This window comes from Pseudomonas sp. S2_B07, from assembly GCF_054668435.1.
On record NZ_CP162769.1, the window covers coordinates 5,846,072 to 5,872,866 of the forward strand.

Annotated in this window: 23 protein-coding genes and 1 pseudogene; 9 read left to right on the forward strand and 15 right to left on the reverse strand. The window is 61.8% G+C overall.

Annotated elements, in window-relative coordinates; all coding sequences use genetic code 11:
* Nucleotides 1-79: 79 nt before the first annotated feature.
* Complete coding sequence (locus AB4N43_RS26880; protein WP_027925035.1) at nt 80-1,405, forward strand: MFS transporter; 1,326 nt, start codon at nt 80-82, stop codon at nt 1,403-1,405.
* A 69-nt stretch (nt 1,406-1,474) separates the two neighbouring features.
* Nucleotides 1,475-2,865: pseudogene (locus tag AB4N43_RS26885) on the forward strand (FAD-dependent oxidoreductase).
* On the opposite strand, the gene AB4N43_RS26890 reads toward AB4N43_RS26885, so the two are convergent.
* Nucleotides 2,862-4,262, reverse strand: a complete 1,401-nt coding sequence (locus tag AB4N43_RS26890) for a type VI secretion system Vgr family protein (protein WP_460152269.1) — start codon at nt 4,260-4,262, stop codon at nt 2,862-2,864. The pseudogene AB4N43_RS26885 and the gene AB4N43_RS26890 sit on opposite strands and share 4 nt — an antisense overlap.
* A gap of 232 nt (nt 4,263-4,494) precedes the next feature.
* Between AB4N43_RS26890 and AB4N43_RS26895 the strand changes: the two genes are divergently transcribed.
* Complete coding sequence (locus AB4N43_RS26895) at nt 4,495-5,202, forward strand: YebC/PmpR family DNA-binding transcriptional regulator (protein ID WP_460152270.1); 708 nt, start codon at nt 4,495-4,497, stop codon at nt 5,200-5,202.
* A gap of 125 nt (nt 5,203-5,327) precedes the next feature.
* Here AB4N43_RS26895 and AB4N43_RS26900 read toward each other — a convergent pair whose 3' ends face one another.
* The 9 genes from AB4N43_RS26900 to AB4N43_RS26940 form a co-directional block, all read right to left on the reverse strand.
* Complete coding sequence (locus AB4N43_RS26900; RefSeq protein ID WP_059182553.1) at nt 5,328-6,641, reverse strand: leucine-rich repeat-containing protein kinase family protein; 1,314 nt, start codon at nt 6,639-6,641, stop codon at nt 5,328-5,330.
* Nucleotides 6,642-6,721: 80 nt separating this feature from the next.
* Entirely contained in the window at nt 6,722-7,852 is a 1,131-nt protein-coding gene (zapE, locus tag AB4N43_RS26905; protein WP_460152272.1) for a cell division protein ZapE, read from the reverse strand.
* A 172-nt stretch (nt 7,853-8,024) separates the two neighbouring features.
* Nucleotides 8,025-9,071: an ABC transporter substrate-binding protein gene (locus tag AB4N43_RS26910; RefSeq protein ID WP_194940375.1), complete on the reverse strand. Its 1,047-nt coding sequence runs from the start codon at nt 9,069-9,071 to the stop codon at nt 8,025-8,027.
* Nucleotides 9,072-9,089: 18 nt separating this feature from the next.
* The gene (locus AB4N43_RS26915; RefSeq protein ID WP_194940374.1) at nt 9,090-10,205 is read right to left on the reverse strand and encodes an NAD(P)/FAD-dependent oxidoreductase; all 1,116 of its coding nucleotides are present in this window, start codon (nt 10,203-10,205) and stop codon (nt 9,090-9,092) included.
* On the reverse strand, nt 10,202-11,560 hold the full coding sequence (locus AB4N43_RS26920; RefSeq protein WP_460152274.1) for an FAD/NAD(P)-dependent oxidoreductase: 1,359 nt from the start codon (nt 11,558-11,560) through the stop codon (nt 10,202-10,204). Before AB4N43_RS26920 ends, AB4N43_RS26915 begins: the two co-directional genes overlap by 4 nt.
* Nucleotides 11,561-11,716: 156 nt before the next feature.
* Nucleotides 11,717-12,007, reverse strand: coding sequence for a (2Fe-2S)-binding protein (locus AB4N43_RS26925; RefSeq protein ID WP_027925044.1), 291 nt, complete (start codon nt 12,005-12,007; stop codon nt 11,717-11,719).
* Between the two features lie 7 nt (nt 12,008-12,014).
* A complete protein-coding gene (locus AB4N43_RS26930; protein WP_460152276.1) occupies nt 12,015-12,809 on the reverse strand; it encodes an ABC transporter permease in 795 nt (264 codons plus the stop codon).
* 6 nt (nt 12,810-12,815) lie between these two features.
* Nucleotides 12,816-13,685 (reverse strand): ABC transporter permease, encoded by an 870-nt coding sequence (locus AB4N43_RS26935; protein ID WP_059182559.1) that lies wholly within the window; start codon nt 13,683-13,685, stop codon nt 12,816-12,818.
* Nucleotides 13,682-14,701 (reverse strand): ABC transporter ATP-binding protein, encoded by a 1,020-nt coding sequence (locus AB4N43_RS26940; RefSeq protein WP_027925047.1) that lies wholly within the window; start codon nt 14,699-14,701, stop codon nt 13,682-13,684. The genes AB4N43_RS26935 and AB4N43_RS26940 overlap by 4 nt, the downstream gene beginning before the upstream one ends.
* 242 nt (nt 14,702-14,943) lie before the next feature.
* Here AB4N43_RS26940 and AB4N43_RS26945 point away from each other — a divergent pair, with 242 nt between their 5' ends.
* Entirely contained in the window at nt 14,944-15,780 is an 837-nt protein-coding gene (locus AB4N43_RS26945) for an IclR family transcriptional regulator (protein WP_460152279.1), read from the forward strand.
* Nucleotides 15,781-15,939: 159 nt separating this feature from the next.
* On the opposite strand, the gene AB4N43_RS26950 is transcribed toward AB4N43_RS26945, so the two are convergent.
* Both AB4N43_RS26950 and AB4N43_RS26955 read right to left on the reverse strand, forming a co-directional pair.
* Entirely contained in the window at nt 15,940-16,692 is a 753-nt protein-coding gene (locus AB4N43_RS26950) for an anti-sigma factor family protein (RefSeq protein ID WP_027925049.1), read from the reverse strand.
* A complete protein-coding gene (locus AB4N43_RS26955) occupies nt 16,689-17,195 on the reverse strand; it encodes an RNA polymerase sigma factor (protein ID WP_027925050.1) in 507 nt (168 codons plus the stop codon). Before AB4N43_RS26955 ends, AB4N43_RS26950 begins: the two co-directional genes overlap by 4 nt.
* Nucleotides 17,196-17,510: 315 nt before the next feature.
* Between AB4N43_RS26955 and AB4N43_RS26960 the strand changes: the two genes are divergently transcribed.
* From AB4N43_RS26960 to AB4N43_RS26980, 5 genes are all read left to right on the forward strand, one after another.
* The gene (locus tag AB4N43_RS26960; protein WP_460154237.1) at nt 17,511-19,064 is read left to right on the forward strand and encodes an amino acid adenylation domain-containing protein; all 1,554 of its coding nucleotides are present in this window, start codon (nt 17,511-17,513) and stop codon (nt 19,062-19,064) included.
* Entirely contained in the window at nt 19,061-20,386 is a 1,326-nt protein-coding gene (locus AB4N43_RS26965) for a ferredoxin reductase domain-containing protein (RefSeq protein WP_027925052.1), read from the forward strand. Before AB4N43_RS26960 ends, AB4N43_RS26965 begins: the two co-directional genes overlap by 4 nt.
* 48 nt (nt 20,387-20,434) lie before the next feature.
* Nucleotides 20,435-21,199 (forward strand): enoyl-CoA hydratase-related protein, encoded by a 765-nt coding sequence (locus AB4N43_RS26970; protein WP_059182561.1) that lies wholly within the window; start codon nt 20,435-20,437, stop codon nt 21,197-21,199.
* A 122-nt stretch (nt 21,200-21,321) separates the two neighbouring features.
* Nucleotides 21,322-22,416, forward strand: coding sequence for a catalase family peroxidase (locus AB4N43_RS26975; RefSeq protein ID WP_410922915.1), 1,095 nt, complete (start codon nt 21,322-21,324; stop codon nt 22,414-22,416).
* Nucleotides 22,413-22,958, forward strand: coding sequence for a cytochrome b (locus AB4N43_RS26980; RefSeq protein ID WP_027925055.1), 546 nt, complete (start codon nt 22,413-22,415; stop codon nt 22,956-22,958). Before AB4N43_RS26975 ends, AB4N43_RS26980 begins: the two co-directional genes overlap by 4 nt.
* A 102-nt stretch (nt 22,959-23,060) precedes the next feature.
* Here the strand turns inward: AB4N43_RS26980 and AB4N43_RS26985 are convergent, their stop codons facing one another.
* From AB4N43_RS26985 to AB4N43_RS26995, 3 genes are all read right to left on the reverse strand, one after another.
* A complete protein-coding gene (locus AB4N43_RS26985) occupies nt 23,061-24,212 on the reverse strand; it encodes a M14 family metallopeptidase (protein WP_027925056.1) in 1,152 nt (383 codons plus the stop codon).
* 88 nt (nt 24,213-24,300) lie between these two features.
* Nucleotides 24,301-24,678 carry a cupin domain-containing protein gene (locus tag AB4N43_RS26990; protein WP_194940368.1) on the reverse strand — a complete coding sequence of 126 codons (378 nt, stop codon included), beginning with the start codon at nt 24,676-24,678 and terminating at the stop codon, nt 24,301-24,303.
* Between the two features lie 19 nt (nt 24,679-24,697).
* On the reverse strand, nt 24,698-26,734 hold the full coding sequence (locus AB4N43_RS26995; RefSeq protein WP_027925057.1) for an NADH:flavin oxidoreductase: 2,037 nt from the start codon (nt 26,732-26,734) through the stop codon (nt 24,698-24,700).
* Nucleotides 26,735-26,795 lie beyond the last annotated feature (61 nt).

Genomic DNA, 26,795 nt, shown 5'->3' on the forward strand with positions numbered 1-26,795 from the left:
CCGCAGTGCTCAACAATAAAAACACAGGCGTTTTCTTCCAATTCTGCCGGCACACTCACACCCTGAGGTCAGAACCACAATGAACAATCCCATCGGCACCATCAAGCGCTGGCGCGTGCAGATCTTCGCGATCACCTGGCTCGCCTACGCCGCTTTCTACTTCACCCGCAAAGCATTTTCCGTGGCCAAACTGGGGATCGCCGAAGACCCCACCTTCATGCTCGACAAAATGGCCATGGCCAACCTCGACGCGATCTACCTGGCGGCGTACGCCCTCGGGCAGTTCACCTGGGGCATGCTCGCCGACCGCTTTGGCCCACGGGTCGTGGTGCTCGGCGGGTTACTGATTTCGGCGGCGGCAGCGCTGGTGATGGGCACTTACGCGACACTGCCGATCTTCGCCACCTGCATGTTGATTCAAGGGTTGGCGCAGTCCACCGGCTGGTCCGGGCTGTGCAAAAACCTCGGCAGTTTCTTCCCCGCGCAACAGCGCGGCAGGGTGCTGGGGTTATGGAGTTCCTGCTATGCCTTTGGTGGGCTGGTGGCATCGCCGTTTGCGGGCTGGTGGGCGTATACGCTGATCGGCACCTGGCATGCGGCGTTCATTTCCAGTGCGGCGGTGGTTGGGCTGGTCGCCGTGCTGTTTTTTATTTTTCAACGCAACACACCGCAAGACGTCGGCCTGCCGGCGGTGGACATCGAACCCGAGTTGACCGCCGAAGAGGCTGACGCGCAAAGCAAGATCAGCATCCTGGAACCCTTGAAGGAAATCCTGCGCAACCGCACGGTGCTGGTGCTGGGCCTGGCGTACTTTCTGCTGAAACCGGCGCGTTACGCGATTCTGCTATGGGGCCCGGTGATCGTGTTCGAGCAAATGCCGACGGTGGGCAAGGTCGGCGCGGCGATCATCCCGACCGCGTTTGAACTGGCCGGGTTGCTCGGGCCGATCCTGCTGGGTCTGGCATCGGACAAAGTGTTCGGTGCGCGCCGCATGCCGGCCTGCGTCCTCAGCCTGTTGGCGCTGACCGTGACCCTGGCCTTGTTCATGGGCGCCTTGCACACCGGCAGCGTCTTGCTGGTGGTCGTGCTGTTGTTTGTCATGGGCCTGACCCTGTACGGGCCGGACTCGATGATCAGCGGTGCGGCAGCGATTGATTTCGGCACCGCCAAGGCGGGCGCGACGGCAGCGGGTTTCGTCAACGGTTGCGGTTCGGTCGGGGCGATTCTTGGCGGATTGCTGCCGGGCTACTTCGACTCGGTCACCGTGTTCATCGTCTTCGCCGGTTGCGCCTTGTTCTCGGCCCTGGTGTTGATTCCCCACTGGAACAGCCGCCCGGCTGGCCTGCGTACCAACTATCCCTTCGTGCCCAATCGGGCGATGGCGATCAAACCCCTGCGTACCTGAATCCTGTCCCTCGCAGCCTGCTGCACGGGCGGCAGGCTGGCGTGTGGGCATCTGACTGGAGATTTCCCCATGAGACCCTTTTGGCTGGACCAGGCCTTAAAGGCTGATACGTCCGACATTTGCCCGGCGCTGGAAGGCGATACCCGTGCAGACGTGTGCATCGTCGGTGGCGGCTACACCGGTTTGTGGACGGCGATCATGCTCAAGGAGCAGAACCCGGAACTCGATGTGGTGCTGATCGAGGCCGACATCTGCGGGGCCGGTGCCAGCGGCCGCAACGGCGGTTGTGCGTTGTCGTGGTCGGCCAAGTATTTCACCCTCGAGCGACTGTTCGGTGTCGAGGAGGCGGTACGCCTGGTCAAGGAATCCGAGCGCAGCATTTACGCGATTGGCACCTTCTGCGAACAGTATGGCGTGGAGGCCGATTACCGCCTCGATGGCACGCTCTACACCGCGACCAATCGCGCCCAGTGTGGCTCGACCGATGCGGTGATTGCCGCGCTGGAGCGCAACGGCATCAACTCGTTCACCCAGCGCCCGGTCGCCGACGTGCAACGCATGGCCGGTTCCAGCAAGCATCTGGAGGGCTGGTTTTCCCCGGCGGCCGCCAGCGTGCAACCCGGGAAACTGGTGCGCGGTTTGCGGCGGGTGGCGTTGCAGTTGGGCGTGAGCATTCATGAGAACACTGCGATGACCGGGTTGGAGGAGGGCAAGCCAGCGGGGATTCAAACCCGCAACGGCACCGTTCGCGCAGACCGGGTGGTGCTGGCAATGAACGCCTGGATGGCCCGGGCGTTCCCGCAGTTCGAGCGCAGCGTGGCGATTGTCTCCAGCGACATGTTGATCACCGAGCCGCGCCCCGATCTGCTCGACGAGATCGGCCTGACCAGCGGCGTCACCGTGCTTGATTCGCGGATTTTCGTGCACTACTACCACAACACCCCGGACGGCCGGATCATGCTCGGCAAGGGCGGCAACACCTTCGCCTATGGCGGGCGGATGTTGCCGGTGTTCGATCAGCCGTCTCCGTACGCCGGGTTGTTGAAAGACAGCCTGAACGAGTTCTTTCCTGCGTTTGCCGACGCCAGGGTCGAGGCGACCTGGAATGGTCCGTCGGATCGTTCGGTCACCGGTCTGCCGTTCTTTGGCCAGATGAGCGCCAGCGGGAATGTGTTCTACGGGTTCGGTTATTCCGGCAGCGGCGTTGGCCCGTGCCACATGGGCGGGCAGATTCTGGCCTCGATGGTCCTGGGGCTGGACAATGCCTGGACCCGTTCACCATTGGTGAACGGTCCTTTAGGGTTTTTCCGCCGGAGCCGATTCGTTACCTCGGTTCCCTGATGGTGCGCAACGCCATCCGCCGCAAGGAGCGCGCCGAAGATCACGGCCGCAGGCCACGGCACCTGGACGTACGCCTGGCCAAGTTTGCCGCGGCGGCCGGCAAGGCGGACAAGGGCTAGCGATTGATCAGCCAATCGAGCAGCAATCGCCCATCGCTGCGCGGTGGATAGGCGGCGCGGGGCTTGGTCGGGTGGAAGACGGTGGCGCACAACACCGGGCGATCCGGGTCGCTGTCGAGAAAGCTGATGAGCACTTCGGTGCCGGCGAGGGGCAGGCTGGCGGGATCAATCCCGCCTTGCGGTGTGGCGAGGGCCACGGGAAGCCACAGGCCGATGGATTCATCCGCGTCCTCTTCCAGTGCTGGCCACAGCCGCACGTGGATTCGATGTTGCTCATCCAGCGCTGCCGGTTGTCCGGCGACGCCCAGCACTAACGCCCTCTGATAGCCTGGAATGCTCGGCCGGGGTTGCGTGAGCGCGGGCCTGAATTCCGTTGACCAGGGAATGGCGGTGAACTGATTGCTGTAGCGACGGGGACGTTGGTCGGCGAGGATTGAAGGCTGTTGCCCGCCGTGCTGGACGTCGGTGATCAGCCACTGATCGTTGAAGCCCGACAGGGGATGTTCCATCACTTGCACGATGCTGCCACTGCGCAAGCCGGCGTGATCACTTTGGCCTTCAATCTGTCGATGCTGGCAACGCAGACGCTCCAGTGACCGGCGACTGAGTTGCTCGCGGTGCGCCTGCTCGGGGGCGGGGCGACCGGTGAAGGGGGATGTCTTGGCCAAGGTATGGTTGGCGGCGCCGTCACCCGATGCCTGAAATCCTCGATTGTTGGCAACGCGGCGGGTGGGCAGGACACGTGCGTTATGACGTTGGGACAGCTCACTGATCACCGGCAAAGACGTCTCGCTGGGCGCATCCTCTTGAAAGGGCAGCACGAGCGGCTCCTGGGGGAATGTCTGGCTGTCATCCGCCAGTACCAGCACATGCCCATTGCACTGCTGTTCGAAGTGATAGTGGATGCCTTCTTCTTCGCACAGCCGCTGCATCAGTGTCAGGTCGGACTCTTCGTATTGAATGCAAAACGGCCGGGGCGGGTAGTGCACGGTGGCCAGTTCCAGACGATAGCTGTCCTCGGGCAGCGCATGCTCCTGGAACAATTGACGCAGGATGGCCGGCACGCTGAGGTGATGAAACACCCGACGACAGCGGTGACGGTCGAGGGTTTGCAGGTAAGGCACCAGCACCAGGTGATAGCCGATGCAATGCGGGCCGCGGTGTTCACGGCTGGCGCTATGAAGAATGCCGTGAACAGCGGTGCGATCGCCCATCGTCAGCAGGGCCGGTTGTTGCAGCAACGGGTCTAGGTTCATCGCCGGTGCCAGGCCAATCACTTCAATGTCGAACCGGTAGGGCCGGTTCAGGCCTTCGGTGCCACTGAATGTCAACACCTGCAGGCTTAAACCGCTGTCGAGGAGGGTCAGGGTGTAGAGACTTTCCTTGTCGTTGTGCATCGAGTGCGCTTCTGCCTTGGATTGCGGACGCGAAGGGTACGAAACCGCGCCGCTCAATGGTCACCGCAAATCGCTGTTTCAGAATCGCCCTACGAGTGCTGGCGAAAATGTCGATCGGTGAAGCCGGTGGACCCGGCGCATTTTTTGGTCGATTGCCAACTTTAGGCCGTATAAACTTGCGCAACGCGTCGGCCAATAGATGTCTCGGCGCCACAGATCAAGAGAGTGAGTAATGGGCGCACAGTGGAAGGTTAAACACAAAGAAGCGGCATCCAACGCCAAGGGCAAGATCTTCGGCAAACTGGTGAAAGAAATCACCATTGCTGCACGTAACGGCGCCGATACCGCCACCAACGCACACCTGCGACTTGTGGTTGAACAGGCCAAGAAAGCCTCGATGCCCAAGGAAACCCTCGATCGCGCGATCAAGAAAGGCGCGGGCCTGTTGGGCGAAACCGTGCAATACCATCGCGTGACTTACGAAGGCTTTGCCCCGCATCAGGTACCGCTGATCGTTGAATGCGTGACCGACAACATCAACCGCACCGTAGCGGAAATCCGCGTGGCGTTCCGTAAGGGCCAACTGGGCGCTTCCGGTTCCGTGGCGTGGGACTTCAACCATGTCGGCATGATCGAAGCGTCCCCGGACACTCCGGATGCCGATCCGGAAATGGCGGCGATTGAAGCCGGTGCCCAGGATTTTGAACCGGGCGAAGAAGAGGGCACGACCCTGTTCCTGACCGAACCTGCGGACCTGGACGCGGTGCAAAAAGCACTGCCGGAGCAAGGTTTCACGGTGGTGTCGGCGAAACTGGGCTACCAGCCGAAGAATCCGGTCAGCGGTTTGAGCGATGAGCAGATGGCTGAGGTTGAAGCGTTCCTGGAAGGCCTCGACAACCATGATGATGTGCAGGATATGTTTGTCGGTCTGGCTGGGTAATTTGTTGCTTCAGTAATACCGCTATCGCGAGCAGGCTCACTCCTGCACGGGTCTGCGTCATACACAGATCCAAGGTAGGAGTGAGCCTGTCTCCGGGCGGCGTTCCGACGATTGACCCGCAGCGGTCACCGATCCTGAAGTTCCCGCACAATCTCGCCAAACCCCGGCCGCTTCAGCACCTCAGGGTGACAGCAGCGCTCCTGCAACACCTCCAGCTCCTCACGCGCAACCTCGCTCAACCCCGAGTCGATGCGTTCCAGCAACTCCCCCAGCAACACCCCAAATGCCCGCACCTCGATCCGTTGCAGCGCCCGGCTTTCAGGGCTGTCGCAGGTTGCGTGGAAAGACGCCGCGCCAAAATCCCCCAGCAGGCAATCACCGTCCTCGTTCCACAGGATGTTGTGGCCGTAGAGGTCGCCGTGGGTGATGCCATGCTGGTGCAAATGCCTGGCCACCGAGGCGACGCCATGGGCGATGCGCAATGCCACGCCCGCGCTGAAGCGGGTGTCATCGGTGTAGACGTCTCGCGTGCAGGACGCCAGGCTTGGCAGGGCGGCCAGGTTTCGATAACTCGGATCGATCAGTTGCATGACCAACCCGGCTTGTTGCTCGGGATGATCGACGATTCGGCCTTCGACGCGGATCAGGTTCGGGTGAAGGCCGGCGGTGATGCAGGCGTTCATTTCGTGCAGGGGTGAACCATCGCTGGTCATTTCGCCCTTGTAGAGCTTGACCGCGACCTGCGTGGCCGGTTGCTCCGGTTGCGCCCAGGTGGCCCGATGAATCACCCCCGAAGCGCCTTCGCCCAATTGCTGCTCCAGGTGCAGTTGCTCCCAGGGAATCCGCGGAGTGGCTTGCAGCGCTGCGGCATCCGCTTCGGTTTCCAGCGGATTACCGGCATACGCCAGCCACGTCAGGCTGGGCAGGGCCAGTAGCCATTCGGGCAGTTCCTTGAACTGATTGGCGGCGATGCGGATCAGCTCGAGTCGATGGCACTGGCTCAGGCTGCGGGGCAGGCGTTGCAAGCGGTTGCCGGCGAGCATGAGTTTTTGCAGGTTCGGGCGGTCGCCCAGTTCCGTGGGCAGTTCAGTGATGCGGTTGTCAGTCAGGATCAACCAGCGCAGCAACGGCGGCAGCGCGGCGGCGGGGACCGTTTCGATGGCATTGGAGCGGAAGCCGATCATCGTCAGCGCGGCGCATTGGCCCAAGCACGCGGGCAGTTCGGTGAACAGGTTGTCCGAGCAGAACAGCACGCGTAACCGGGTCAGGCGATGCAGGTCATCCGGCAGACTGCGCAAGGCGTTGCCGCTGAGGTTGAGCACCTCCAGCGAGTCCGCCAGGTCGAAGATTTCCCGAGGGAACTCTGTCAGGCCGCAGGCCAGGTCCAGGCGGGTGATGCCAGTCAATTGGCCGGCGCGCAGTTGGGCGAGGGTATCCATGGGCGGGTTCGCTATTGATCAGGGGAAGGCGCGGTGGCCTGGAAATGGGCGACATGATAGCGGTAAAGGAGGCTCGTCTGTCAGGCCGGTGCGCGTACTTCCAGCAACTGACCCAAGCGGCTGCGCGTGCGCGCCAGGTCGATGGCATCGCCGCTCAGGCTTTCACGCAACGATTGCTGACCGAGCAGTGTCAGGTGTTTGTCCTGATCGTATAGAACGTCGATCAGATTGATGAACCGCTGCTGCGCGGCCATCGAACAGTCGGCGAGGTTGGGCAGGTCGTCGATGATCCAATGATCAAAACGCCGGCACAACTCCAGATAATCCATGACCGCCGTGGGGTGATCGCACAGATCGCCAAAGGTGAACCCGATGGTCCGCTCTTCGCAATGCCGCGCTTGAAGGTGCCGGGTGCCGACCGCCAATTGCAGCGGCGGGGTGACGCGTTCGGGCAGGTTCAATGCCTGCCGTTGCGTCACGCTGCCCGGCCAGACATACCGGCCTTGGGTAAACACCTGCTGCGCATGGGATCTGACCTGACTGCGGTAGTCATGCGGGCCCCCGACTTCCATCACTTGCAAGCGGGCGTGGATCAGGTCGATGACCGGCTTGAAACGGGCGTGGTAGAGCGGGTTGGGCAGCAAACCTTCCGGCGGATAATTGGACGTCACCAGCAGCAGAATGCCGCGACGAAACAGCGCCTTGAACAGCCGCGTGATGAGCATCGCATCGCCGATGTCATGGACGTGAAACTCGTCGAAACACAGCACCCGGCAGTCGCTCAGCAGTTCATCGAGGGTGAAGGCCAGCGCATCGGGCTGATCGCGGTGGGTGAACATGCCCTGATGCAAGCGGGCAAAGAACTCGTGGAAGTGCAGTCGCTGTTTTTCCTCGACCGCAATCGCCTGGAAAAAGCCGTCGAGCAACCAGCTCTTGCCGCGACCGACTGCGCCATGCAAATAGAGACCGGGAGGCGTTTTTGTCGACGCGCCAAGCAGCGCCGTGGCGTTTTGCGCCATGCAGTCGATCACTCGCTGCTGGCTGTGACTGAGGGTGTAGCCCTGGGCATGGGCTTTCTGGCGGAAGTAATCGTGGACGGCTTTACCGGCCGCCGTACCGCTGGCAGGGGCGGCAAGCGCCTTGCCGAAAAGGCTGCGCAAGGAAGGCAAGCGTGGAGTCAGTCGCGAACGGTTGGGCAGTCGAGCGGCCATTGTCATGTCACCCCGAAGTCGTCAGCCGGCTCCCCGAGCAGCGGCGGCGTAGTGTAACCAGATGGGTAATTACCCATCCAGTCATGTCGACGGACGAATCGGGTAGACCCCTGGAGCTCGACAGCTGCTACATCAATCGTGTGGCTGCCGAGCTGGGTGCGGGGGCGGTTATCTAGCGTTCGATGCTGCGATTCCAGCGTGCGTTCCACGCCGGGCGCTGTTCGTTGACCTGGTCCCAATCGATGGCAATCGCTGTTTCCAGGTAATGCTTCATCGCCTCGACCTGGCCGCGCGTCTTGTCGGTGGTCGGGGTGTTCGGGTTGGAGGGGATCTGGTCGCCGTCTTCAAGTGCGGCGGCTTGCGCTTCAGGCGTCAGCAGGAACGCGGCGAGTTTTTGTGCCAGTTCCGGCTGGGTATTGTTGGCGATGGCGCACTCGGCAACGTTGAGCACCACGGCGCCTTCCTTCGGTTGCGCGTACTCGACCGGCATGCCTTTGAGCTTCAGCGCGGTGACTTGAGTCGGGGTCAACGGGAACAGCGCGGCTTCGTCGGTCTGAAGCATTTCTGAAATTTTCGCCGAGCTCGGAATGTATTCCAGCACGTTGCGCCCGACGGTGTTCGGCCAGGCCTTGAATCCCGGCTCGACGTCGGTTTCGCTGCCGCCCTGAATGCGGTTGAACATCAGGAAACCGTGCAGGCCGAAGGTCGACGAGGCCATCGACTGGAACACCAGTTTGTCCTTGAAGCGCGGGTCGGCCATGTCCATCCACGACGTCGGCGCGCTCCAGCCTTTTTCCTTGAATAACCGGGTGTTGTACGCCAGCCCGGTGACGCCGAGGCTCACTGCCACGGCCTGGTCCTTGATTCGGCCCTTGGCCGGAATCTGCGCCAGGGTCGGGCTGTCCTCAAGTTTGTCGCACAGGCCCATGGCGATGGCGCGGTACATGATGCCGTCGTCGAGGAACATCACGTGCAACTGCGGGTTGCCTTTGCTGGCCTGGACCTTGGCCAGGATGTCGGCGGAGGTGCCGGGCACGATGACCACTTTGACGTTGTTGGCTTTTTCGAACACCGGCAACACCTTGTCGGCGTACAGCCGCTCCATGGTCCCGCCGTTCATGCCCAGGTAAAGCGTCGGCTCGGCGTGAGCCTGGGTCACCGTGAGCAGGGCGCTCAGGCATGAAAATCCGAGCAGTGCAGTGCGTTTGAAATGATTCATTGGCGCGACCTTCCTCTATCAAGCTACGGAAATGGAGTGAAACCGGGTGATGGAAAACGCATCCAGCGACGTCGACGAGGCGCCGTTGCAGATGATCTCGGTGAGCGCCTGGCCCACCGCCGGCCCGATCTGGAAACCCGCGCCGGCAAAGCCGAACGCGTGCAACAAGCCGGGTTGCGTGCTGCTGTGCCCGATCACCGGTTGGCGGTCGGGCAGATAACCTTCGGTGCCGCTCCAGGTGCGAATCGCCTGGGCGCCTTCAAGAAATGGATAGAGCTCGACGGCCTGGCGCAGGATTTCGATCACCGCCTGCTGGCCGGGGCGTGCGCGGGCCGCGTCGAGGGCAAAGCCCTGTCCACCGCCAAGCACGCAATTACCGCGAGCGACCTGACGGGCATAAATGCCGCCGCCTTCGACGCCGGTGCTGGCGTTCATCACCAGTGGCAACGGCTCGGTGACCAGCATCGCCGGGTGCCCGGCGTGCATGGGCACTGCTTCGCCGAACTGTTCGGCGAGGTGGCCGGCCCAGGCGCCGGCGCAGTTCAGCAGCCATGGCGCGTGCAGTTCCAGACCGTTGTGGGCGCTGACCCGAAAGCACTGGCCGTCGTGCTCCACCGCAGTGACGGCGCACTGTTCATGCACCTGTGCGCCGTGGCGCCGCGCGGCTTGGGCGAAGGCGGGTGAGACCAGTCGCGGGTTGGCGTGACCGTCGTCGGGGCAATACGAAGCACCCACGGCGACGTCGCCGACCCAGGGAAAACGTGCGCGCAATTCAGCGCGATCCAGTAGCTGCAAATCGAGGCCGAAACCCTGGCTGCTGGCGGCGTAATCCTGCAACGCACGCAAGTCGTCGAGGCTGCGTGCGAGCTTCAAATGACCGCTGCGTTGATATTCACCGTCAATGCCAATCAACTGGGGCAGTTGTTCCCAGATCTCGTGTGCCCGTTGCGACAAGGGCAGTTGTGACAGCGGTCGACCCTGACGCCGCACGCCGCCATAATTCACACCGCTGGAATGCGAGCCGCAAAAGTCCCGCTCCAGCAACGCCACGCGACGTCCGGCTTTGCTGAGGAACAGGGCGGCCGAGGCGCCGACAATGCCGCCGCCGATGATGATCGCATCGACTTCGATCACGATTCGACCTCCAGGCCAAACGGCAGCGGCTTGACCGGCGCCTGTGCGCGCAGCCGACCGATCTGCGACACGGCACGCTGACTCTCACCGGCAATGATTTCTGCGGTGGCGGCGCCGCACATCCGCCCCTGGCAGCGACCCATGCCCGCGCGGCAATGGGCTTTGACCCGGTTGATTTCCCAGTGGCCCTCGCGCACAACCTGACGGATGTCACCGGCGCGCACTTCTTCGCAGCGACAGATCATCACCTCGTCAGCGGTTTGGGCTGCCCAGTGTTCGGGGAAGATGAAGGCCTGTTCCAGCCCTTTGCGAAAGGTGTTTATCCGGGTGAGCGATTGCTCGAGTTGGACGCAGCGCTGTGGCGCGATCAGGTGGCCGCTGTCTTCGAGCACCGCCAAGGCGGCTCGTTCACCGGCCATTTCCGCGGCATCGGCGCCCATGATCCCGGCGCCGTCACCGGCCAGGTACACCTCGGCGACACTGCTGCGTCCGGCGCTGTCACGTTGCGGTAGCCAGGCGCGGTTGAGCGGGTTCCAGGCAAATTCGCAGCCGAGCAAATCGGCGAGTTGGGTTTCGCTGCGCAAGCCATGGGCGAACGCGACGGCGTCGCATGCCATTTGATGTTCGCCCTTTGCGTCGGACCAGTTCAGCGACCGCACGCGGTGTTCGCCCTCGATGCGTTGCAAGGTGGCGCCCTGATGCACCGGGATGCCGTGAGCGCTCAACCAGCTGCGGTAATAAATGCCTTTAGCCAGCGTGGCCGGTTGCGCGAGCAGGCCGGGCAGGGCGCGGACCTGGGCACTGAACGGCGAACTGTCGAGTACCGCGACCACCTTCGCACCGGCCTTGGCGTATTGGTACGCGACCAGGTACAGCAACGGGCCGCTGCCGGCGAACACCACGCGTTCACCGATGGCGCAGCCCTGGAATTTCAGGGCGATCTGCGCGGCGCCGAGGCTGTAGACGCCTGGCAGCGTCCAGCCTTGCACCGGCAGAATCCGGTCGGTGGCGCCCGTGGCGACAATCACGCGGGAGAACTCAATGCGTGCGGCGCGGCCTTCATGCAGCGTGTCGAGCGCCTCCGCTTCGGCGTTCCACACCAGGGTGTCGGGCCGATAGTCGAGCTGTTCGCGCAGGGTATCGAGGGTCTGATGCAGCGCCTTGGCCTTGCGTGCTTCGAAGCCATACAACTTGACCGCCGAGCGCTTGAAGTTGGCCGGCTGACGCCGATAAATCTGCCCGCCACCGCGCGCGGCTTCATCCAGCAACACCGGGTGAACGCCATGTGCCACCAGCGTCTGCGCCGCCCGAATCCCGGCGGGGCCGGCGCCGATGATGACCACAGGCTTCTTCATACCCACCACCCTTTAGCCGACAGCCACAAAATCCCTGTGGGAGCGGGCTTGCCCGCGATGACGATCGCACATTCAAAATCGATGTTGGCTGAAAGTCCGCCATCGCGGGCAAGCCCGCTCCCACAGGGGGGAGGTTTCGGCAGATAGACACGGTGTTCATAGCGAGCGCCCCGGTTCGCGGGTGATGTGGTGGTCGGTTTCAAGCAGCGTCGAGCACGCGCGGACGCGTCGGCCGTCGCCCAGGCGGACCCAGCAGTCCTGGCACGCGCCCATCAGGCAGAACCCGGCGCGGGGTTCGGCGCTGAAGTCGCTGCCGCGCAGGTGCTCGCTGCAGGTCAGCACCGCGGTCAGCACGGTGTCGCCGAGCAGGGCGCTGGCCGGTTGGCCGTCGAGGGTAAAGTTCACGGCCGGGCGATCGCCCTCGGCCAGTCGTTTCAGCAAAGCCATGGCGCCCTCATTGTTTTCCCACCAGCACCCGATCAAGGCCGTAGACCCGATCAAGCAGAATCATCGTCAGCGCGGTCAGCGCGATCACCAGGGCCGACACCGCCGCCATCATCGGATCGATGGATTCGGTGGCGTACACGTACATGCGCACCGGCAGGGTTTGCGTGGCCGGCGAGGTAACGAAAATCGACAGCGTGACCTCGTCAAAGCTGTTGATGAACGCCAGCAACCAGCCCCCCGCAACGCCCGGCAGAATCATCGGCAAGGTGATTTCCCGGAACAGCGTGAAGCGCCCGGCGCCGAGGGATTGCGCGGCATGTTCGGCGCTGCGGTCCAGGCCAATGGCCGACGCCAGCACCAGTCGCAGCACGTACGGCGTGATCACCAGCACGTGGGCGAAAATCAGCCAGGCGAAGCTGCCGTTGACCCCCATCAGCGCAAACAGACGCAGCAAGGCAACGCCCAGCACCAGGTGCGGAATGATGATCGGCGACAGGAACAGACCGTTGAAAAAATCCCGTCCGGGAAACTCGAAACGGGTGATTGCCAACGCCGCCGGCACCGCAATCAGGGTCGCCAGGCTGGCGGAGCAAAACGCCAGGATCAAACTGTTGTAGAACGCATCGACAAAGTCGGCGCGCTCGAACACCGCGCGGAACCAGCGCAGGGAAAACTCGGTGGTCGGCAGGCTCAGGGTGTTTTCCGGGGTGAACGCGACGAGGCAGACCACCACCAGCGGCGCGAGCATGAACAGCACCACCAGGGCGTGAAACAGCAGGGCGAAAGGACCGTTCTTGGACATGACGAGTTATCCCAATGACTTTTTGTAGCGGCCTTCGATCATCCGGTTCCACGACAGCATGATCAGCAGGTTGAGCACCAGCAGCGCCACGGCAATCGCCGCGCCCATCGGCCAGTTCAGCTCCGACAGGTACTGGTCGTAGATCAGCGTGGCGACCATTTTCAGGCGACGCCCGCCCAGCAGGCCGGGGATCGCAAATGAGCTGGCGGCGAGGCCGAACACGATCAAGGTGCCGGAAAGAACGCCGGGCATGATCTGCGGCAGAATCACCTGGCGCATCACCGTGAAGTGACTGGCGCCGAGGGACATCGCGGCTTGTTCGGCGGCCGGGTCGAGTTTCTGCAGTGAGGTCCAGACCGGAATGATCATGAACGGCAGCATCACGTGGACCAGCGCAATCACCACCGCAAACGGCGTGTACAACAGCTTCATCGGCGAACCGCCAAAGGCTTGCAGGGTTTGATTGACCAGGCCGTCGGCGCCGAGCAGCAGGCTCCAGCCGAACGCGCGCACCACCACCGAAATCAGCAGCGGCGTGAGGATCAAGATCAGAAAGATCGAACGCCACGGCGCGCCCATGCGGCTGAGGATGTAAGCCTCGGGCACGCCGATCACCACGCACAGCAGGGTGGTCAGGGCGCTGATCCACATCGTGCGCAGAAAGATTTCGTAGAAGTACGGGTCGCCCAGCAGGCTGCTGTAGTGACTGAGGGTGTAGGCGTCGCTCTTGATCCCCGAGCTGTAGTCGAAGACGTTGAACGACAACACCAGCGTCAGTAGCAGCGGGATGGCCAACAGGCTGATGTACAACGCCAGGGCCGGTGCCGACAACAAGTAGCCCTGACGCCCCTGGCGAACGGCGGCCAACGTACTCATGCCGACACCTCGTCGACCGTCAGCACCCGCAGCAACTTTGCATCCCAGTCGAGGCCGACCGCCGTGCCTTCGTTCAGCGGCGTCGAGCCGTCGTTGCGACGCACCACACTGATGTCACCCAAGGCCGTGGAGACGCCGTATAACCATTGGCTGCCGAGGAAGAAGCGGCTGGCAATCTTGCCTTGCAGACGCCCGTGATCTTGTTCGCGCAGATCTATTTTTTCCGGGCGCAGGCTCAGGGTCAGGTCGCCGCCACTGCGCACCTGCACCACGCCGGCACTGTCACGCTCGCCGGGCAGCAGGTTGGCTTTGCCGACGAAGCCGGAAATGAACTCGGTGCGCGGATGTTCGTAGAGGGTGTAGGGCGCGTCGATTTGCGTGATGCGCCCGGCCTGCATCACCACCACGCGGTCGCTGATGGACAGCGCTTCGGATTGGTCGTGGGTGACCATCAGCGTGGTGATCCCGACTTCGCGCTGGATGCGGCGGATTTCAAACTGCATCTCTTCGCGCAGGTTGGCATCGAGGTTGGACAGCGGCTCGTCGAGCAGCAACACCGGCGGCTCGATCACCAAGGCCCGGGCCAGTGCCACACGCTGGCGCTGACCACCGGAAAGCTCGCGGGGATAACGCTCGGCGTGTTGATCCAGGCGCACCAGTTTCAACACCCGGGCCACGCGTTGCTGCAACTCGGCGGCGGGCACTTTGCGCATCCGCAGGCCGAAGGCGACGTTGTCCTTGACGGTCATGTGCGGGAACAGCGCGTAACTCTGGAACACCACGCCCAGTCCACGGCTGGCGGGTTTGGCGTGGGTGATGTCGCGGCCGTCGAGCAGGATGCGACCGCTGGTGACTTCGACGAAGCCGGCGATCATTTGCAGGGTGGTGGTTTTGCCGCACCCGGACGGACCGAGCAGGGACACGAACTCGCCTTTCTCTACCGAGAGGTTAGTGGCGACGACGGCGTCGATCTCACCGTAACGTTTGCCGAGTCCTTCAAGTTGCACAAAAGCCATGACTGCGCTCCACCTGAGATTGTTATGCGTCACCCGAAGGCGCGCTTTTTTGTATGGGCAGATACGAAAAGGTCTTGCGGGGTGCGTTGGCGCTCGACTGGAGTCGGCTGCCGCTGTTGTTCGAATCGCCCCTGTGGACGCAGATTAGGACGAAGACTAGGATGGGCTCAATGGCCTATTTCACTGAAGCGATGACTATTTTCGATTTCATTCAGTGAGTAAATTTATTGTCGAGAAACCACATGTCAGATTCCACTGAGCGGAATGAAAACAAGAATGAAGTCGGTGTCGGTGCGGTCTCCCGATTGTTTGCCGTGTTGCGCAGCCTCGGTGACACCGTCGAGGGCGGGGAGCGCGTGACACAACTGGCGCAGCGCATTGGCTTGTCGCAACCGACCACGCACCGTTTGTTGCGCAGCCTGATGGACGAGGGCATGGTCGAGCAGGATGTGCGCAGCAAACGTTATCGCCTGAGCCTGGATTTTTTTGCCTTGGCGGCGCGAGCGGGCAATACCGGCAACCTGCGTGAACTGGTGCGGCCGTCGTTGCTGCGGCTCTCGGCGTCGTTGGGGGATTCGTTGTTTTTACTGGCGCGCAGCGGTTTTGACGCGATCTGCCTGGACCGCAGCGAAGGGCCGTTTCCGATCCGCACGTTCACCGGCGATATCGGCGGGCGCGTGGCGCTGGGCGTGGGCCAGGGCAGCCTGGCGATTCTGGCGTTCCTGCCGGAGGAGGAGCGCGATACGGTGATCCACTACAACTTGCCGCGACTCAAGGAGTTCCATTTGTACGACGAAGTGTTCCTGCGCTCGGAGGTCGAGAACGTGCGTGCGTTGGGGTATGCGGGGCGCAACACCGGTGTGCTGCAAGGCATGGCCGGGGTGGCGGTGCCGATTCTGGATCGAGAGGGGCGGGCGGTGGCGGCGTTGAGTGTGGCGACGGTGAGTGACCGGCTGGGGCCGGATCGATTGCCGACGGTGGTGGAGATGCTCAAGCGCGAAGCGGCGATGATCGGGCCGCGGATTAATCCATTCGATCCGCTGCTGCGCCGGCCTTCACAGGTGTTTGGGCAGGGCTGAACAGATCGCTGAACCCCTTGCAGGAGTGAGCCTGCTCGCGATGAGGTCGGTACATCCAGCATTGCTGTTGACTGACCCACCGCTATCGCGAGCAGGCTCACTCCTACCGTTGATTGGGGGGGCCAGGTTTTGTGATCGACGCCGAATCCCTTTAGGTGGTCAGAACTGCTCCGTTTGCTTGAGCATCTGCGCCGTCGGCGTGTCGCTCGGGCTGACCATCGCGTAGTTGTAGCCGCTGCCGGACCAATATTCGGCCTGCAACTCGCCATCGCTGCGACTGCCTCGCGGCAGGAAAATGTTTTTCGGTCCCGGTGGGCGCACGTAGAAGCTGATCTTGTGCCCGCCCTGATCCTCGTAAACCACCATCGCCGCCGGCCCTTGCTCGGTGCTGAGCAAACGGCCGCTGACCGGTTTGAAGCCTGCGCTCGACAGGTCCGGCAGGCGATTGGCGCGGGTGAAATAACGGTCGAGCCAGCCCTGCATGTCGCCATCGTCGCTGACCGTGTAGTCGGCCGGCAGAATGCCCTGCTGGGCGATCAGCCGGTAAGCCTGCAGCGCATCGGTCATCGGCAGCGGGGGACTGGGCAGGGTCATTTGGCGCGCTTGCCAGCCGCTCAACCCACCGACGCTGACGGCAATCAACAGCACCGCTGCACTGGCCAGATGACGACGCGACTGGCGTTTGAGACGCTGGCGAATCAGTGCCGGGTCGAGGTCCGGGTTGGCGGTGTGGTGCAGGGCGCCGCTCATGGCTGCGCGCAGTTGTTGGGCGTCGTGCTGCCAGGCGCGCACTTGCGCGGCCGTTTCCGGGTGGCTGGCCAGATACGTTTCCACCAGACGTCGGTCGGCGTCGTTGAGTTGGTGATCGACGTAGGCGTGCAGGTCACGCTCGCTCGGGGGCATGCTGATCATTTGAGTATCCGCAAAGATGGGCTGATGATTTCGCCGTCGCTGAGCTGGCGCAAGGCCTGGCGGGCGCGGGACAGGCGGGACATCACGGTGCCGGTGGGGACGTCGAGAATCTCGGCGACCTCTTTATAACTCAAACCTTCCACCGACACCCAGAGCAGCAGGGCGCGCTGTTCGGTGGTGAGTCGGTCGAAGGCTTGCAGCGTCGATTGAGCAATCACCGTGCGTTCGACCGAGGGCTGTGCGTCGTCACGCCCGGTAAAGAATTCGAGCATCCGCGCATAGCGCCGGGAACGGCGGTGGGCATCCAGAAACTGCCGGTACAGTATCGAAAACAGCCAGGCGCGCAAGTCGCCTTCGGGGCGTTTGTCCGCCCAACTCGACAGCGCTCGTTCCAGACTCGACTGCACCAGATCGTCGGCGCTGCTGGGATTGCGCGTCAGCGACACGGCGAAGCGCCGGAGCCTGGGAATGATTTCTCTGAGTTGTTCGTCGATATCGTTCATGGGATAGGGCGGGTTCTGAGTCAGTGAAGGGCGGCAGTGACAAGGAAGACGCCGTCTGACGCAGGTTATTCCCTCTGCCGTAAAAGAAAATCCCACGGACTGTTTTTTGTAGGACTTTTCTTCATTGGTTGTAATCCTGTAATTGCGTCAAGCGTCGTGGCTCAACCCTCGTAACAAGCGCAAGCGGCATTCCGTCCAGCCAGTCAGTCGGCTCGGCGCCACCGTCCGGTCTTGAGCTTGAACATAGAGCCCGATGAGATTTTTGACATGCAAGAGCACGCTATCACCCTCAAACCCGCAGTGGTCTTTTCGCCGATGCCTGCGCCAGCTGTGGATCATGACCTTTGGCAGACATTGGGCCGTGGGCCGACGGTCAAGCCCGCGTTCTCCTTGATTCATCACGCAATCGAAGCGCAAGCCGTGACCCATCCACAAGGTATTGCGGCCCTTTGGCAAGGTGAATCCATCACCTACAACGAATTGAACAGGCAGGCCAATCGACTGGCTGCCGTGTTGATCAGCCAGGGCGTCAAGCCCGGTGATCACGTTGCCCTGTTCGTGGAACGCTCGATCCCCATGCTGGTGGGCATGTTGGCCGTATTGAAGGCGAGCGCGGCCTACATTCCCCAGCACGTGGGGATCACCCCCGCGACACAATTGCGCCATATCATGGAGGTTGCCGCCACGCGTCTTGTGCTGACGCTGTCGAATCTTGAGTCGCAGATTCCCCTGACAGCAGCGCAGCACTGCATATGCCTTGATGATTTCATGACAGCCCCGACCACCTCATCGGACGAAGTGAACGTGGCCGGTACGCCGTCAACGATCCCGGATCTACTGTGCTTCCTGTTGTTCACCTCCGGCACCACCGGGCAGCCCAACGGGGTTCGGGTTACCCACCGCAATGTCTGCAATATTCTGCTGACGGAACCGGGCAACCTCGGCATGAAGCCTGGGTTCAAGGTCGGGCAGATGCTGAACATCGCCTTCGATATGGCCGCGTGGGAGATTCTGGGTTGCCTGGCCCATGGCGCGACGTTGATGATCCGGGGCAAAGACGTTGCTCAGACCGCCGAGCAATGCGACGTACTGATCGCCACGCCGTCGATTCTCGGCACACTCGATCCCGCGCGTTGCCAACAGGCCAAGGTCGTGGCCGTTGCCGGCGAGCCGTGCCCACAGCCACTGGCCGATCACTGGTCGTCGTTTTGCACGTTTTACAATGCCTGCGGCCCGACCGAGACCACCATCGTCAACACCATGCAGCGGTATCAGGCCGGCAGGCCCCTGACCATCGGCAAACCCACGCCCAATAACACGGTATACGTACTCGATGAAGACGGTCGACCGTGTGCCACTGGGGTGCAAGGGGAAATGTGGGCGGGCGGGGATTGCGTAACGGCGGGTTACCTGGGGAATGCGGCGCTCACCGCCGAACGTTATCGACCCGATCCATTTCTGGGTCAGGACCGGATGATGTTTCGGACTCGCGACCTGGGGCGCTGGACGGAGGAGGGCGAGCTCGAACACTTGGGACGCGTTGATGATCAGGTCAAGGTGAGGGGCTTTCGGGTTGAGCTCGACAGTGTGTCGGCGGTGCTGGAGTCATGCGACGCCTGCGAGCGAGCGGTTACGCTGAAACTCGACAGTCGTCATCTGGTGGCCTTCGTCAGCCCTGCGTCCACCGACATCGAAGCGGCGCGACGTCGCTGTGAGGCGCGCCTCGCCTATTATTGCGTCCCTTCGTTGATCATCGCCGTGGACCACATTCCCCTGACTTCACGGGGTAAAGTCGACAAGCGGCGGCTGCTGGCCCAGGCGCAGCAGGCCAACCTTGATGCCAACGCTGTATCGAGGGTGAGCGCATGAGCGCCGCTCGCGGTTTACCCGCCAAGCGTGCGCTGTGGCGACGCCTTGGAACGCTGCCGTGGTTTTCCCATTACAACCGGCTTGTGGCACTGGTCCTGATACTCAATGGTGCCGCGCTGGTGCATGGATTGAACGCCGGGCAATGGTGGACATCCACCGGTATTGCCCTTGAAACGCTGGCGGGGCTGGTAGTGGCGAATCTGTCGATGGCGATTTTGATCCGCCAGCAATACGTCATCAATCTGCTGTTCTGGCTGGCCACCCGGGCCCCCACCCATTGGCCACTGATGATTCGTCGCTCATTGGCCAAGGTCTATCACTTGGGGGGCCTGCACAGTGGCGGAGCCTTGGCCGCCATGGGTTGGTTCGTGGCGTTGCTGGGCTCATTGGGTTGGCATTGGATTGACGGCAAAGGTGGCGTTTCGACCGCGCTGCTTTGGGTGAATGCAGGGCTGTTGGGGGTGTTGCTACTGGTGGCGACCATGGCGCATCCGTGGATTCGTTCGCGTTTCCACAATGGGTTCGAGCGAACTCACCGCTTCGGTGGCTGGGCCGCACTCGTCATGTTTTGGGGCTCGACCCTTCTGTTTGCTCGTGATCAGAACCCGCAAGTGCCGCTGCAAGAGGTGCTGGCCACCTCGGTGCCCTTCTGGATGCTGATGGTGCTGACGTTCAGCATTGCGTTGCCATGGTTGCGTTTGCGCAAAGTGCCGGTGCAGTTACTCAGGACTTCATCCCACGCCGTCATTGCCCGGTTCGGGCATGTCACGCCATTTGCCGGTTCGTCCAACGCCATCAGTCTCAACCCGCTGTTGGAATGGCATTCGTTTGCCAACATTCCCACGCCGGGGGAGGCCGGTTTTCGGCTGATCATTTCCCGGGCCGGGGACTGGACCGGCGAATTCATCGAGCAAATGCCAACTCATGTCTGGGTCAAAGGCATTACCACCGCTGGCGTGGCGCACATCGAAACCCTGTTCAAGTCGGTGGTGTATGTCGCCACCGGCAGCGGTATCGGCCCGGTGCTGCCCCATCTGCTCGCAAGGCAAGTGCCGATCCATCTGATCTGGTCGACCCGCAACCCACGAAAAACCTACGGTGACGAGCTGGTGGAGGAGATTCTTCAGGCCCAGCCCGACGCCTTGATCTGGGACACCGATGTGCTCGGCAAACCCGATCTGGTGCAACTGGCCTATGACGCGGTTCAAGCGTTCGGTGCAGAGGCCGTGATCTGCATTTCCAACCAGACACTGACTCAGCGAGTGGTCGAGGAAATGGAGAGTCGAGGCATTCCAGCCTACGGCGCGATCTGGGATTCCTGACGTGAGCGCTGGCTATTAACCCTTCAACTATTTTTCAAAGAGGTCACCATGCACACATTGATCGAACATCATGATCGAGTCGTCTTGATTCGTCTGAACCGCCCGCAAGCCCGGAACGCCCTGAGCGATGAGGTCATGCGCGAATTGCTGGACACCCTGCAACGGTTGGATCGGGATCCGGGGGTGGGGTGTTTCGTCCTGACCGGTACCGTGGACTATTTCGCGGCGGGTGCCGACATCAAGGAGATGAGCCAAAAGTCCTATCTGGACATGGTCCACGAGGATTATTTTGCCGGGTGGGAAGCCTTTGCCACGTTACGCACCCCCACGCTGGCCGCGGTCGCCGGTTATGCGTTTGGTGGCGGCTGCGAGTTGGCGATGATGTGCGACTTGATCTTTGCGGCCGATACGGCGCGATTTGCTCAACCGGAAATTAAACTGGGCGTGATGCCCGGCATGGGCGCCACCCAGCGTCTCACGCACCTGATCGGAAAATCCAAAGCCATGGACATGATCCTGACCGGCCGCTCGATGTCTGCCCAGGAGGCCGAGCGGGCAGGGCTGGTGTCGAGAGTCATTGCCGCCGCCGACCTGCTGGAAGAATCCCTGGCGGCGGCGCAGACCATCGCCGGTTTCGCCAAAACCGCCACCATGGCAGCGCGCGAAGCGGTTGATCGCGCGCTGGAGCCGGGATTACGCGAAGGCCTGTTGCACGAGCGAAGGGCGTTCCATGGGTTGTTTGCAACCCCCGGGCAAAAAGAAGGCATGCAGGCTTTTCTCGATAAACGTGAGGCATGTTTTAACCCTGCCTGATGGGGTTTGAGTATTCGTCGCTCGCGACGCTTTGAAAGAAACTACAGTTCAGGGGGAATAATCCTACGTGACGTTCGTCTCATAGCTCCTTCCCCCTGTGGCCGATGGCCCTGGAGTCTTTCATGGTTGATCGCTCAACACCGCCAACCGGGCCCACCCGGCCACCGCTGAGTGGCGCAAGCCTGACGTTACGCCTGACCGGCATTGCCGTGGTGGTCGCCGCGTTGGCCGGGGCCTTTGCCTACGTCAACGGCACCTTTGACCCACAACGTCTGACACCGAAAAAACTGATCAATGTGCTGGAAACCAACAACGGCGTGCACCCGGGTTTCCGGCGCAATCACGCCAAAGGCGTGTGCGTGATCGGCCATTTCGAAAGCAGCAGTGAAGCGCGCAATTATTCCAGTGCCCAGGTGTTCAGCGAAGCACAGACCCCGGTGGTCGGGCGGTTCGCATTGCCCGCCGGCAATCCTTACGCGCCTGACAGCGCCGTGCCGATTCGCAGCATGGCGTTGCGATTTACCCAGGCCAATGGCCAGCAGTGGCGCACCGGGATGAACAGCATGCCGGTGTTCCCGGTGGGCACGCCTGAAGCGTTCTATCAATTGCAGCAAGCCCAGTCGCCGCTTCCCGCCACGGGTAAACCTGATCCGGCGGCGGTCCCGGCATTCTTCGGCTCCCATCCGGAAGCGGCGCCGTTCCTGGCCTGGATCAAAACCGCCAAGCCGTCGGCCAGTTATGCGACCGAGACGTACAACAGCGTCAATGCGTTCTACCTGGTGAATGCGGCCGGTCAACGCCAGGCAGTGCGTTGGAACATGGTGCCGGTGGCACAGGATGCGGCGGGCGCCACAGCACCTGAAGGCAGCGATTTTCTGGAGAAAGACCTGGTTCAGCGCTTGTCGGCCGGACCGTTGCGTTGGCAGTTGATGATCACGCTGGCCAACCCGGGGGACCCGGTCAACGACGCCAGCAAGGCCTGGCCCGATGGTCGCAAAGTGTTGAACGCCGGCACGCTGGTCCTTGAACGTACCCAGCCGCAACTCAATGGCGAGTGCCGTGACATCAACTACGACCCGCTCGTGTTGCCCAGTGGTATCGAAGGTTCCGACGACCCGTTGCTCGCGGCTCGTTCAGCCGGTTACGCCAGTTCCTACTTGCGCCGCACCAGTGAAGTCAGTCAGTTGCCCGCCGCTAAACAGGAGGCTCAACAATGAGCGCCCAACCGAACCATTTCGCGCCATTGGCGCGGCTGCTGCATTGGCTGATGGCGCTGATGATCATTTCGATGCTGTTTATCGGTGCGGGGATGGTGGCTTCGGTGTCCGAGCGCCATGAGTGGTTGATCCATCTGCACAAACCGTTGGGCATTGCGATTCTGCTGCTGGTGATCGTGCGTTTGTTCGTGCGCTTTTCCACCCGACAACCGCCGTTGCCGGCCGATTTGCCGAGCTGGCAGGCGCTGGCAGCCAAGGCCTCGCACGTCTTGCTGTATGCCTTGATGTTCGTGTTGCCGTTGCTCGGTTGGGCAATGATTTCGGCGGCGGGTGATCCGGTGATGCTCAGCAACTCGTTCCAGTTGCCATCGATCCTGCCGGCCAATGCGCAGGTGTTTGCGTTTTTACGCAAGGCGCATGGGTATTTGGCGTATTTGCTGTTCTTGACCGTGCTGCTGCATTTGGCGGCGGCGTTGTTTCACGGCTGGGTGCGGCGCGATGATGTGCTGGACAGCATGTTGCGGGGCAAGGACCGCGGCTGATCCCTGTAGCAGCTGGCGCAGCCTGCGTTCGGCTCATGTAGCCGCTGTCGAACGCAGCCTTCGGCAGCTGCTACATGAGCCGAACGTACAGGATTCGGGTGATCAGCGCAGGGTGTCGATCATGTCGGCGACGGTGGTCAGCACGTCCTTGCCCAATTGCTTGGAGCGCTTGCCGGACCAGCCTGTCAGCGCATTCGGAGCATCGTCGTTGTCCTTGAACGGCATCTCCAGGGTCAACGACAGGCAGTCGAACTTCTGACCGACGCTGTTGCAGGCCAGGGTCATGTTGGCTTTTCCCGGCTCGTCGCGGGTGTAGCCGTGCTTGGTCTGGAAATCCTTGGTCAGGTGTTTCAGATGGCTGCGGAAATGCTCTTCGAGTTTTTCGATGCGCGGCGTAAAGCCCGGGTTGCCTTCGCAGCCAGCGGTGAACACGTACGGGATTTCTTCATCGCCATGGATGTCGAGGAACAGGTCGACGCCATATTTTTCCATCTGCTGTTGCGCGAACAGCACTTCCGGGCTGATCTCCTGGCTGGCGCTCTGCCAGGCACGGTTCAGGTCCTGGCCCATGGCGTTGGTGCGCAGGTGACCGTGGAAGGCGCCGTCCGGGTTCATGTTCGGGATCAGGTACAGGTCGGCGCTGGCCAGCAGTTTGTTCAACACCGGGTCGTCGTGCTTTTCCAGGCGCTCGATCACGCCTTCCATGAACCATTCGGCCATGTGTTCGCCAGGGTGTTGCTGAGCGATCATCCAGACCTTGCGCCGGCCTTCGGCACCGGTACCTTTGCGCAACAACTGAATGTCGCGCCCTTCAACACTCTTGCCGGTCGCCAGCAGCTCGGTGCCGGCCTTGGTCAGTGCCTGTTCGATCAGCCAGTCATGACGGCCACGGCTGTAAGGTTCGAAATAGGCGAACCAGGCGTGAGTAGCGGTGGCCTCGAGGCTGAAGCGCAGGCAGTCGCCTTCGAAGATAGTCGGTACGCGGAACCAGTTGACGTGGTCGTACGACGCAACAGCCTGATAACCGTCCCAGGCTTTGTTGTACGAGGACTTGCTGGCGTTGTTCAGGCGAAACCAGTGCTCTTGACCGACGTGCAGACCGCTGGCCTTGAAGTGGAACCACTGGAAGTGCGGGCTGCGGGTGTCAGGTTTGATGGCCAGCAGCGCTTGAAGCGGGTTGCTGATATCCAGCACTTCAATGTTGCCGCTGTCGAAGTTTGCACTGATGTCGAAGGAAGATTTGGCCACGGTCATAGTCGGTTCCTGAATATGATTGTATGGCTGCTACTTTACACGCTGGAAAGGGATTAGGCGGTTGGAAAAATCGCCCCTGGTGAAACCGTCATCGGCGTGTATAGATCACCATCAGGACGGCCCCCTGCACCGAGCCCGCACTGTGTGCCGCGTTCGGAGCGCGGCAACAGTAGTCGCCGACGTTCAGTGTGCGGTCCTGGTCGTAGAAGGAGCCTTGCAAAACGAACAGTTGTTCCAGCTCGCCTTCATGGGTATGACTGGCGACTTGGGCGCCAGGGTCGACTTTCATCAGCATGGTTTTTTCGCCGCGTTCGCTGTCCTCGAACAGCGGCTTGATCCAGAAGCCTTCAGCCTTCGTCGGCAACCAGTCATCCATTGAGGACGAATAATAAAGAGAGCCTTCAACCGGTCCCTGGATGCCGTTTTTCCCGGCAATTTTCCATGAGGGTGTTTCATCGCTTGGCATGTTTTTCACCTGGGTTCGTTTACAAGTCCTTCACCAGTCTCAAGGCATCATAGATCGCGGCGTGGGTGTTGCGCGCAGCCACGGCATCGCCGATGCGGAACAACTGAAATCTGCCGTCCGGGTTGGTCACCACCTGTTGTGGGTTGCCAACGATCAGGTCCTGATGTTCGATCACACCGCCGTTGCTGGAAGCGGATTTCAATTCGAAATACAGTTCGTCCAGCGGTCGGGTGCCGTGGTTGACCACCACTTGATCGACGCGTCGGACCTTGCGCGCACTGCCGTAATCGCTGTCGATCGTTGCCAGCAGATCCTGCCCCTCGCGCTCGACTGCGAGCAGCCTGAAGGTGACGGTGAAGGTGGTATCCAAAGCTTGCAGCGAGCGCATGTACGGCACCAGATTCATTGCCATGACTTCCGGCGCGAAGGTCCGGTCCGGCGTCATGATTTCGACTTTTGCGCCACTTCTGGCGATGAATTCGGCAGCTTGCAGCGCCGCATGATCACCGGCGTCGTCGAACAGCAGGACATTGCGCCCGGGTTTCACATCCCCGGCAATAATGTCCCAGGTGGAGACCACCAGATCATTGCCTGTCGAGAGAATCTCGGTATGGGGCAGGCCGCCGGTGGCGATGATCACCACGTCCGGGTTTTCGTCGTGGACGGTACTGGCCTCGGCCCAGGTATTGAAACGAAAACTGACGCCACGTGCCAGGCACTGGGCCATGCGCCACTCGACGATGCTGATCATTTCCCGTCGGCGTTCCGATTGCGCGGTGAGCCGAACCTGACCACCGGCCTGATTGGCGGCTTCGAACACCACCACCTCATGGCCGCGCTCGGCCGCCACTCGCGCCGCTTCCAGCCCGGCGACGCCAGCCCCGACAATCACAATCTTGCGTTTGCTCGCCGCCTTGGGAATGTCATGGGGCATGCTGGTTTCGCGGCCGGTGGCCGGGTTGTGAATGCAATAGGCAGCACCGCCCTGATAGATCCGGTCCAGGCAATAATTGGCGCCGACACAGGGGCGAATATCGTCTTCGCGGCCTTCGATAATCTTGCGCACGATATGCGGATCGGTCATGTGCGCGCGGGTCATGCCCACCATGTCGATCTTGCCCGAGGCGATGGCATGGCGGGCGGTGGCCACGTCTGGAATCTTCGCCGCGTGAAAGGTGGGGAAGTCGGTGGCGGCGCGAATTTCTCCCGCGAAGTCCAGGTGCGGTGAATTGCGCATGCCCTGGATCGGAATCAGGTCGGTCAAACCCGCGTCGGTGTCGATGTGGCCGCGGACAACATTGAGAAAGTCCACCATGCCGCTGTCTTTCAAGCGCCTGGAGATGTCCAGCCCATCCGCCGCGGTCAGCCCGCCGGGCGTCAATTCATCGCCGGTATAACGCACGCCGACGATGAACTCGTGGCCGACGCGCTGGCGAATGGCGCTGAGGATGTCGAAGGTAAAGCGCAGCCGGTTGTCGATGGAGCCGCCGTAGGGGGCATCGAGGTCGTTGGTCAGTGGCGACCAGAATTGATCCATCAGGTGCCCATAGGCTTGCAGCTCAATGCCGTCCAGACCTGCAAACTTCATCCGTTCGGCGGCGTCGGCATAGTCCTTGATGATGCGTTCCACATCCCAGTCTTCCATCTTCTTCGGGAAGGAGCGATGGGAGGCTTCACGCTCGAACGAGGGTGACACCACGGGCAGCCAGTCGCCCTTGTCCCAGCGCGTGCGCCGGCCCAGGTGCGTCAACTGGATCATGACGGCCGCGCCATGTTCGTGGCAGGCATCACTCAGGTCGCGCATCCAGCCGACCACCTCGTCCTTGTAGGCCAGGATGTTGTTGAACACCGGCGGGCTGTCCCGGGAAACCGCAGCGGAGCCTGCGGTCATGGTCAAAGCCACGCCGGCCTTCGCCCGTTCCACGTGGTAGGCGCGATAGAGCTCCTTGGGCATGCCGTCCACGGGATAAGCCGGTTCGTGGGCGGTGGTCATGATGCGATTTCGTAAAGTCAGGTGCTTCAACTGATAGGGCTGGAGGAGCGGATCATTCAGCATCGTCAAGACTCTCCGAAAGCGGGCAAGGACCTGCGTTGAAATTACGTTAGGGTGAAATGTA